Below are 8,558 nucleotides of genomic sequence, written 5' to 3' on the forward strand. Positions count from 1 at the left end.
CCCCAAACCCGGCCCAAACCCGGCCCAAACCCGGCCCAAACAAGCAAATCAGCTTTTTTGAACATTTTGTGCCCTAAAGCTGTTTAATGTCAATTTTAACTGGGTAATAAACAGGTTTGGGTTTAAATGTCAGATGCAATCAGGTATAATAAACCTTACTCAAAAAAAGAAATCAGGGGATTGCATTTGAACAAAACAGCAGCAAGACAAATAATAAAGCCGTTATTGGAACGGTCGGGCAGCACGGTTAAGCTGAAGCTGAAGTCACGGTTTCCCGGCGGCCGCAACGTTGGCGGCAAATACACAATGAATGACCATTCCGTTACTTTATACTTAGAAGAAATCCGGATTCAGGCAGTCAATATTTTTGGTTCGGCGGAATACACCGATGAGGTGCTGAAGATCATTGCCGCCCATGAGCTGGGACATGCGCAGGATCCTGAACTGGAGCTGCTGTCGGAGCGGCTGGATGAATGCCCGTCGGACAGGGAATTTAATCTGATTGCGCTGCAGATTGAAGAAAATGCCTGGAACTTCGCCCGGACCATTCTGCCGGAAGTAGAATCGGGCCTGCTGGATACCATGATTTATTTCTCCCTTAAAGCTTACCGGGACGCGGTAGCGGAGGGCATCGCCTGAGGCCCTGTTTATGTCGTTAGAGAAGCCTGCTTGAGAAGGAGCTCAAGCAGGCTTCTTTGCGTTCCCGGGTGCTTCCGGGGGCTCATGGCGCTGATAGTGAATGGGGATTCTCCCGCTACTTAATCGTAATATTGCCTGATGTCGTACGGACCTTGATCACATCGTTGGTCTGCTGCGGAGAATCAGGGGCATGGATGCTTCCCGAGCTCGCCTGAAGGTCATAGAATCCCTGAAAAGCCGCATCACGCGCAAGCTTGACGTTGCCGGAATAGGAGGTGATGTCCAAGTCATCCGAACGCTGACTGTTCAGCGTTACATTGCCGGAGAAGGATTCGATCTGCCCGGTTCCGGTAAAATCATTCAGCGTAACATTGCCAGAAGAAATCTTGATCTTGACCCCGCCGGTAACGCCGGTGCCTTTGAGATTGCCCGAGCTCAGCGAATAAGATCCTTCTCCGCTGATCTGATTAAGTGAAAGGTTGCCTGAACTCATGTTAAGTGTGACCGGAGCTTCAATTTGAGCCAGCGAGACATTCCCCGAAGAGGAATGGAGGCTCAGCTGGTCTGCCTTGGCGTCCGTGACGGACAAGTTGCCGGATAACATTTTTAAATCTGCATGGTCTGCCCTTAGTCCCTGAATGGTGCTGTCGCCTGAGCCGAGGCTGAACTGGAACTGAGCGGGCTGCTGGCCGTCTGGAACTGCAACGGTAATTTTGGCCTGCGGGGAGCTGAAATCTAGGGCAAAGAATTCAAACGAAGTGACGCTCATGTCCAGCTTCAGGCCGTCAGCGTCAGTTTTTGTCTGGTTAAGCTTATCTATGACCTTTTGTTTAAACCTGCCGCTGATTTCCACATAGCCGCTCCCGTCCTGACTGGAGATAAAGCTCACGTCCGTGTCAAAGCCGCCATTTATGCTCAGGTTCTGCAGCTGCTCCGCACTTAAATCCCAGCGCTCCTGATAGTCTTTAAGCGGCTCGCCAAACCTGAAATGCTGGTAAGCCATTCCGGCAATCCCGATAATAATCAGCGCTACAGCCAATAATGACCACTTCTTAGTCATGCTTCGCTCTCCCTCTCCCTCTCATCGCCCGGATATTCCATCCGGCATAATTAGCTGACAGTTTATAGAGCGCTCCAGCTGACAACTTCGTCAGAATCAGCAGCAGAATGCCGCACCCGGCCAAACTCATTGAGGCAAATCCTTTTGCAGGGAAATAGGTCCCCGTGTTCCAATAATCAAGCAGAAGTGCAACCGGACTCAGCACGCCGCCCACACCGCCTGCGGCAATCCCGATAACGGCTGACCATAAAGCAAGCAGCACCGGGATCATCACAATATTCAGGAAAAATAAACCTGCGGCCGCACAAACCCAAACGGCTGCGCTCCGCCGGCGGGCCTCCGGTTCCGGATGGCGGGAGCCGGGGGAAGTGCCGAAATTGGCACCCGAATAAGCACTGGAATAAGTACCGGGATAAGCGCCGCCGCCCTTGCCGCCCCCTTGCGCTGCCGCAGAATCAATCCGGGGCTCCTGGCCGTAATACCAAAAGACAGGGTCCGTCGCGCCGCCTGCGTTCACGGTGCTGCTGCCGGAGCGCTGGTGAAGGGCTTCTTGGGCAATTTCACGCGGATCGCCGAGCTCGCCGGCGATTTCCTCCTCGGTTTTACCGTTTTGCAGGCCGAACATAAAGTGGGACCTGTAGTCCTCCATAAGCTCCTCGCGCTCCTCGGGGGGAAGGGGAGCCAGCTCGGATTCCAACCTCACAAGAAACTGGTCTTTAGTCTTCATCATGACTGAATTCCTTTCTGGATTAATCTGTTGACGCCGGATATGAACTTCTCCCACTCCTCAATGAGCCAGCCGGTATGGGCTTCCCCCTCGGGAGTAATCCGGTAATACTTGCGCGGCGGTCCTTCACTGGATTCCTGCAGATAGGTCATGCAGTAGCCTTCCTTCACAAGCCGGCGCAGCAGCGGATAAAGCGCTCCTTCAGCGACCTCGATATGCTCGGAGACAAGCTGGGCCAGCTCATATCCATAGCGGTCCTGCTGCCGGATGAGCGCGAGCGCACAGAGCTCCAGCGCGCCCTTTTTAAACTGGATATTGATATCCAAGCGGCATCCCTCATTTAATGAACAAGTTAGGTAAAGTTTGTGGGTTAACTAGGTACTGAATAATATTTAATACTGATGATAAAATAACACACGCTGCTGAGCTGCGCAAGCAGTCTTTCCCTCCTTTTCCAAAAATCGGGCTTTAGTTCTCCGCCTCTAGACGGACTCTTCATTAACAAGCACAAAAAATAACCCCGGCAGCCTGGATAAGAAGGCGAACCGGGGTTGTTTGAATATTTTTGCCAGCGAGGAGAAAAGGAACAAGCAGACATCCTCAAGCCTTGTCCTGCGTTTGGGAAAGAGGGGTCAGCGGCTTGGTAGCCGGACCTTCAATGACTTCTCCCTTATAGTTGAACCGCGAGCCGTGGCAAGGGCAGTCCCAGGAGCGTTCGCCCTCATTCCAGTCCACCTCGCAGCCCATATGGGTGCAGGTCGTGTCCACGAGATAAAGGCGGCCCTGGTGATCCTTGTAAGCGCCGGCGCGTTTGCCGAGATGCTTCACCACCGCTCCTTCGTCGTTGGCCAGCTCCTCGGCCTTCCGGTGAACGAGTCCAACCTTGCCTGCCACCAGATCCTTCGCAACTTCCGCATTCTGGACGATGAAGGTCTTGATGCCAGGGTCGGCTTTGAACCGCTGCGGCGTGTACAGGTCTTCATAGCGGTTGTCCCGCTTCATGATCCGATCGCGGAGCATCAGGGCCGCGAGGGTCCCGGACGACATGCCCCATTTGGCAAAGCCGGTTGCGATCAGAATATGCGGATCATCGTTCGTAGCCTGTCCGATATAAGGGACCCGGTCAAGCGTGAACAGGTCCTGGGCGGACCAGCGGAACGGGATGCTCTTGGCGCCAAACAGCGACGCCCCATACTGCTCCAGCGCCTCGTAACGGGAGATCGTGCAGTCGGATTTGCCTGTCTTGTGGCCTTCTCCGCCGACCAGCACCAGCGTTTTGCCTTCCCATTCGGCGGCTCTCAGCGAGTGCTTCGGATTGCCGCAGCTGATGTACATGCCGCCCTCGAAGGAGGTTTCCGGCTGGATGGCTGTCACATAGGATCTTTCGGCATGAAGTCTGGAAAAATACATGGCGCCCCCGTCATAGAACGGAAAATGGGAGGCGGACACCGCGTAGTTGCAGGTGATGGAAGCTCCCTGCTCCGTCTGCAGCTTCAGTCTGCCGTTCACCTTCTCTACCTTGGCGTCCACCATCGTATGCTCATAAATGGCGGCGCCGCCCTTCTGCAGCTCTTCGATCATGAACTTCAGGTAGTGCAGAGGGTGGAACCGCGCCTGCCCCGGCAGCTTGATCGCCCCTTTGACCGCCATGGGCAGCGGCACCGTCTCCAGCCATTCTCCAGGCAGCCCAAGCTTCTGGTAGGCCTTCCATTCCTTCTCAAGCTTCTTCAGTTCCTGGTCGGATTCGGCAAACAGATAGGCGGCCTCCTCGGTCATGCTGCAGTCAATTTGATGCTCCTGCGCCAAACTGCGCATGAACCCGAGCGCCTCCTCGTTTGCTTCATAATACAGCTTCGCCTGCGCTTCCCCGAAATGGCCGGTCAGCTCGTCATAGATTAGCCCGTGCTGGGACGTAATCTTTGCTGTTGTATGGCCTGTGGTTCCGTGCAGCAGGGTGCCCATTTCCAGAACCGCCACCTGCAGGCCTTCCTTCATGAGCAGATAGGCCGTTGTAAGGCCGGTAATGCCGCCGCCGACGATCGCCACATCCACGCTGGTTTCGCCCTGCAGCCGCGGGAACAAAGGCAGTTCGGTCGTATGCTTCCATAACGATTGTGGAAATTGAGGTAATAAACGGGATTGCGGGGTATCGCTGCTTGCCATCTTTATCTTCCTCCTTATATTTGGTAAGCGATTTGACGCCTTACAGATTCATTTTTTTCGGTTAATCTATTTCAGTTCAATCTTGTTCAGTTCCATCTATTTCAGTTCAATATTTCAATTATTACCACCCGCCTGAAAAAAGAAACGGTGACCCGGCAGGAGAGGCCGCCCGCCCGGCTGTACAAGCTCTGTATAAATCAGGCAGAGTTAGAGCGTAACAAAATAAGATCTGAAAATTGACGAATTATAGATTAGGATTTATACTTATTCTAAAATCAAATTGAAGGATGAAGATGGCCATGAAAGCCCTGAATTTAACCACTCAACGCAAAGCCGTTTATGATATTGTAAGAAATTCTGAAGATCACCCTACTGCTGCGGAGGTCATGAACCGGCTTGTCGAGCAAGGCTATAACTTTGCTTATGGTACGGTTTATAACTCTCTGAGATATTTGACGGATAAAGAATTAATCCGCGAACTGAAGCTTGGCGAAGCTGCAAGCCGTTACGACGCGAAGCTGGACGAACACCAGCATATTATCTGCGAAGCCTGCGGACGTGTAGATGAAGTGATGTCCTCCGTTCCGGAGGACTGGAGGAAAGAAGTTGCTCAAGAAACCGGCTATGATGTGCACCATGCGCATGTAGTCTTCGGAGGGATGTGTCCGCAGTGTTTGAAGAAGAGAACAAACTGATGGGAAGTGCCTATGCGGGAAGTATCCCTGCAGGAAGTGTCCCTGCTGAAGACGATCTGATGCCGTTTGTGGAAGCCTGTCCGGTTACCCAGAGAGTCATCGTTGTCAGCCCGGTTCCGGGCGGCATCTATGAGCTGGTCCGTGATCTCTCGGAAGGCTGCTTTGATGTGATGGTGTTCCACCACCGTGAAGAGGGGATCCGCAATGCGCTGTCGGCCGACCTGCTGATCTTCGACCTGACCCGCTACCGGGAACAGGATTCGGCGGCGTTCCGCTCGCTTGGAGCGGTGGATACGGGCGGAGTGCCTATTTTATATCTGATCAAGGAAGAGATGCTCGGCCGCCTGGATGAGGACTTCAAGCGCAAGGAGCTGCTGGTATGGCCCTGCCGCCCGCAGGAGCTTGTCTACCATGCCCAGCGGATTATCCGCAGCTCGGAGGGTAAGCGTCCGGTCGCTTCCCGGCTGCTTGCGGGCACTTCGCCTGCGATTTTTAAAGACCTGTGGATCGACCGCAAGAAGATGGCGGTGTACCGCCAGGGTGAGCAGATTGACCTGACCAAGACGGAATACGATCTGTTTGTGCAGCTCCTGGAGAGCGAAGGCAGCGTAATGACCCGCGAGGATCTTCTGTCGGCGGTCTGGGGCACGACCTTTCTGGGCGGCAGCAATGTGGTTGATGTCCATATCAAAAGTCTGCGCAAGAAGCTTGGAGACCGCGCGGCATCGCCGGATTATATCGCTACTGTCCGGGGCGTCGGATACCGGTTGGCCGATTAACAGAACCGCCGGATCTATATAGCCGATCTATATATAGGGGGAATAGCATTCATGGGAGGAAGACTTGCAGGCAAACGGATTGCCCTGACGGGCCCGAGACGCGCCGAGGAGCTCGGCAGGCTGGTGGAGAATATGGGGGGAACGGTGCTGCTGCGTCCGGCGCAGGGAACCGTGTTTCTGGATGATGAAGCGCTGAAAGAGGGAATCAGAACCTGGCTTGCCGAACGTCCCGAATGGGCAGTCTTTACGACCGGAATGGGGCTTGAAGCTTTGTTTACTGCGGCAGAGGAGCTGGGGGCGGCAGAGGACATGCAGCAGCTGCTGGAGCAGTCCAAAATTGCGGCCCGGGGTTACAAAACGGTGAATGCCCTTCGAAAAAGAAACCTCCTTCCCGCCGTCCGCGACGATGACGGAAGTACAGACGGCCTTGTCCGTTCCTGGGCTGCTTTGGGGCAGCCGCTGGCAGGTCAAGGCGTGATGCTTCAGCTTCACGGGGATGCCGCGCCGCGCCTGGTAAGCTGGCTCGGTCAGGAGGGGGCGCAGATTCTGGAGCTGCTTCCTTACCGGCATATTGCGCCGCCGGAGGAGCAGCTGGAGCAGCTGCTTGACGATATACTGAGCGGCCAGGTCGATGCGGTCACCTTCACAAGCGCTCCGCAGGTGCGCTTTCTGCTGGAATACGCGGCCCGCTCGGGCAGATCAGAGGCGCTGCTTGCTGCCTTGGAAGGACCGGTAGTTGCAGTGTCGGTCGGCAAAATGACGGCCCAGGGCCTGATTGAGGCCGGGCTGAACCGGGTTGTCGCTCCCCAGGAAGAACGGATGGGCAGCATGATGGTGGAGCTGGCCAAGTTTTACGCAGGAAGCGGAAGCGGAAGCTGAAGAATGCCCGGCCAGGCAACGGACCGATGAAGGCCAGTGCCTGAACGAAAGCGGTGATCCTGACATGACAAGATGTCAGGATTTTCTTTTGCCTGGATGCAAATAAACGGGCGGAAATCCGCATCCGCCTTTAGATTTGGGGCATTCCTTGTTACAATGGCGGTACGGACCCGAAGGTCCAGTCCACAATGAGGTGAATGTATTGTCAACTTTTGAACAATTCGGGCTTGCTCCCGAAATAAATGAAATATTGAAGAAGCAGGGGATTGTCGTGCCGACTCCGGTTCAGGAAGCAGCGCTGCCGCTGCTGCTGGCCGGCGAGGATGTCATCGCCCAGGCGCAGACGGGCACGGGGAAGACGCTGGCTTTTCTGCTGCCGATTCTGGAGAAGATCAATCCGAACAAGAATCATCCGCAGGCTCTAGTCATCCTGCCTACCCGTGAACTGGCGATTCAGGTGACATCGGAGGCGAAGAAGCTCGCTGCGGCCAAGCCGGGCGTTAATATCCTGGCTGCTTACGGCGGGCAGGATGTGGAGCAGCAGCTGCGCAAGCTTAAGGGCGGCAGCCATCTGGTGATCGGCACGCCGGGACGGCTGCTGGATCATATGCGGCGCGAATCGCTCTCCCTTGGCGGAGTGACGATGCTGGTGCTGGATGAGGCGGATCAGATGCTGCACATGGGCTTCCTGCAGGAGGTCGATGCGATCATCCGCTCCATTCCGCGCCGCCGCCAGAGCATGCTGTTCTCGGCTACGATGCCGGACGGCGTGCGGAGACTGGCCAAGAATATGCTGAACAGCCCGCGCGATGTGCGGATCTCATCGGATAAAGATATTCCGATTGAAAATATCCGCCAGCTGGCCATTGAATGTACGGACCGCAACAAGCAGGATGCGCTGGTGGCGATGATTGAACGCGACCGCCCTTATCTGGCGGTAGTCTTCTGCCGGACCAAGCGCCGCGCCAAAACGCTGAATGAAGCGCTGCAGGAGAGAGGCTACGCTTCCGACGAGCTGCACGGCGATTTGTCCCAGGCCAAACGCGAGCAGGTGATGCGGTCCTTCCGCAGCGCGAAGCTGCAGCTGCTGGTAGCGACCGATGTTGCGGCGCGCGGTATTGACGTGGAAGGGGTCACGCACGTTTACAATTACGACATTCCGCAGGAAGTCGAATATTACGTGCACCGCATCGGCCGGACAGGCCGTGCCGGCGGCAAAGGACTGGCCATTACCTTTGTGGCGCCGAAGGATCTGCCGGAGCTGCGCGATATTGAGCGCTCGCTCGGCATCAAGCTTCCGCGCCAGCGCTATGAGGCCCAGTCCGGCCTCATCGAGAAAGCCGGCGCGGCCGCAGGGGCGGGCCAAGCCGGCGAAACCGGGCGCGGAGCACGCGCCGAGAGCCGCCGTTCCAAAGGCGGCTCGGGAGACCGCTCCGCGCAGTCTGGCGGCCGCCGGGGAACCGGCCGCCAGGGCACTGCCGCCGGCCGCGGAGGCAGCGGCGGCGGAAGCACCAGCCGTAGCGGCAAACGCAGCGGCGAAGGCAGACCGTCCGCCGGCGGGCGCGGCGGACGCCAGGACTCCCGCGGCGGCTCCCGTGGAGGCCGCGGCAAATCCC

Annotated in this window: 9 protein-coding genes; 5 read left to right on the top strand and 4 right to left on the bottom strand. The window is 56.1% G+C overall.

The window, feature by feature from the left end:
• Window positions 1-225 precede the first annotated feature (225 nt).
• The gene (locus FCN15_RS13080; RefSeq protein WP_238996675.1) at window positions 226-639 is read left to right on the top strand and encodes a hypothetical protein; all 414 of its coding nucleotides are present in this window, start codon (window positions 226-228) and stop codon (window positions 637-639) included.
• A 115-nt stretch (window positions 640-754) separates the two neighbouring features.
• Here FCN15_RS13080 and FCN15_RS13085 read toward each other — a convergent pair whose 3' ends face one another.
• The 4 genes from FCN15_RS13085 to FCN15_RS13100 all read right to left on the bottom strand — a co-directional run bounded on the left by FCN15_RS13085 (window position 755) and on the right by FCN15_RS13100 (window position 4,589).
• A complete protein-coding gene (locus tag FCN15_RS13085) occupies window positions 755-1,699 on the bottom strand; it encodes a DUF4097 family beta strand repeat-containing protein (protein ID WP_138495430.1) in 945 nt (314 codons plus the stop codon).
• A complete protein-coding gene (locus FCN15_RS13090) occupies window positions 1,692-2,429 on the bottom strand; it encodes a DUF1700 domain-containing protein (protein ID WP_138495431.1) in 738 nt (245 codons plus the stop codon). Before FCN15_RS13090 ends, FCN15_RS13085 begins: the two co-directional genes overlap by 8 nt.
• Complete coding sequence (locus tag FCN15_RS13095; RefSeq protein ID WP_138495432.1) at window positions 2,426-2,752, bottom strand: PadR family transcriptional regulator; 327 nt, start codon at window positions 2,750-2,752, stop codon at window positions 2,426-2,428. The genes FCN15_RS13090 and FCN15_RS13095 overlap by 4 nt, the downstream gene beginning before the upstream one ends.
• A 274-nt stretch (window positions 2,753-3,026) precedes the next feature.
• Window positions 3,027-4,589: an FAD-dependent oxidoreductase gene (locus FCN15_RS13100; protein ID WP_138495433.1), complete on the bottom strand. Its 1,563-nt coding sequence runs from the start codon at window positions 4,587-4,589 to the stop codon at window positions 3,027-3,029.
• Window positions 4,590-4,888: 299 nt separating this feature from the next.
• On the opposite strand from FCN15_RS13100, the gene FCN15_RS13105 reads away from it, so the two are divergent.
• The 4 genes from FCN15_RS13105 to FCN15_RS13120 all read left to right on the top strand — a co-directional run.
• A complete protein-coding gene (locus FCN15_RS13105) occupies window positions 4,889-5,284 on the top strand; it encodes a Fur family transcriptional regulator (RefSeq protein WP_138495434.1) in 396 nt (131 codons plus the stop codon).
• Window positions 5,260-6,063: a winged helix-turn-helix transcriptional regulator gene (locus FCN15_RS13110; protein ID WP_238996676.1), complete on the top strand. Its 804-nt coding sequence runs from the start codon at window positions 5,260-5,262 to the stop codon at window positions 6,061-6,063. Before FCN15_RS13105 ends, FCN15_RS13110 begins: the two co-directional genes overlap by 25 nt.
• A gap of 51 nt (window positions 6,064-6,114) precedes the next feature.
• Window positions 6,115-6,942, top strand: a complete 828-nt coding sequence (locus tag FCN15_RS13115; protein WP_138495435.1) for a uroporphyrinogen-III synthase — start codon at window positions 6,115-6,117, stop codon at window positions 6,940-6,942.
• 202 nt (window positions 6,943-7,144) lie between these two features.
• On the top strand, window positions 7,145-8,558 hold a 1,414-nt coding region (locus FCN15_RS13120), incomplete at its 3' end, for a DEAD/DEAH box helicase (protein WP_138495436.1).

The organism is Paenibacillus pinistramenti (assembly GCF_005869875.1).
Lineage (GTDB): Bacteria > Bacillota > Bacilli > Paenibacillales > Paenibacillaceae > Fontibacillus > Fontibacillus pinistramenti.

Bases quoted from the DNA above. Each gene is read 5' to 3' on its own strand.
- FCN15_RS13115 (WP_138495435.1), top strand. From the start codon at position 6,115: ATGGGAGGAAGACTTGCAGGCAAACGGATTGCCCTGACGGGCCCGAGA.
- FCN15_RS13100 (WP_138495433.1), bottom strand. From the start codon at position 4,589: ATGGCAAGCAGCGATACCCCGCAATCCCGTTTATTACCTCAATTTCCA.
- FCN15_RS13105 (WP_138495434.1), top strand. From the start codon at position 4,889: ATGAAAGCCCTGAATTTAACCACTCAACGCAAAGCCGTTTATGATATT.
- FCN15_RS13090 (WP_138495431.1), bottom strand. From the start codon at position 2,429: ATGATGAAGACTAAAGACCAGTTTCTTGTGAGGTTGGAATCCGAGCTG.
- FCN15_RS13085 (WP_138495430.1), bottom strand. From the start codon at position 1,699: ATGACTAAGAAGTGGTCATTATTGGCTGTAGCGCTGATTATTATCGGG.